The 458-nt window shown below is 64.6% G+C and carries 2 protein-coding genes; both read right to left on the minus strand.

The features are described 5' to 3' along the window. Positions 1-192 (minus strand): phage tail protein (locus tag L1069_RS23945; protein WP_237457309.1); only part of this gene is annotated, 192 nt, incomplete at its 3' end. Continuing rightward, positions 182-458: hypothetical protein (locus tag L1069_RS23950; protein WP_237457310.1), on the minus strand; the 277-nt coding region annotated here is incomplete at its 5' end. The genes L1069_RS23950 and L1069_RS23945, both read right to left, overlap by 11 nt.

Genomic DNA, 458 nt, shown 5'->3' on the forward strand with positions numbered 1-458 from the left:
GTGCTGCTTGGTAATCGCCCGGCGCACCCGTTCATTTTTCAATGCGGTTTGGCCTTCGGACGGGTTGTAGCGCAGGCCGTTTCCATCGCCCAAGCCAACCTCGGTGATTTGCACCGCCTGCCCGCTGGACAGGGCCTGGGCAAGTTTATCCTGCCCGGTGCTTGTGATGATCTGAACGCCGTTAAGCGGCATAGGGTGCTCCTTCAGGTACGGTGATCGTGATCAGATCCCGGATGACAGCGCGCCCGGTTACAGCCAGGCGGGCGGCAGCGGCGGCCTGTGATTTGCGCGCGGGTGCGGCCGGTTTTGCCTCGTCCCGGATTGCGGCCCGTCCTTGTGCGGCAAAGCGCAAGGCAGCGGCGGTTTCAGAGGATTTGACGGGCGCGGCGGGGGCGGCCTGGTCCGCAATCAGCACTCGTCCTCGCACACCCAGCCGCGCTTGCACGGGGGCATGAAAT

It is taken from the genome of Leisingera sp. MMG026 (assembly GCF_021654205.1).
In the GTDB taxonomy this organism is placed as follows: domain Bacteria; phylum Pseudomonadota; class Alphaproteobacteria; order Rhodobacterales; family Rhodobacteraceae; genus Leisingera.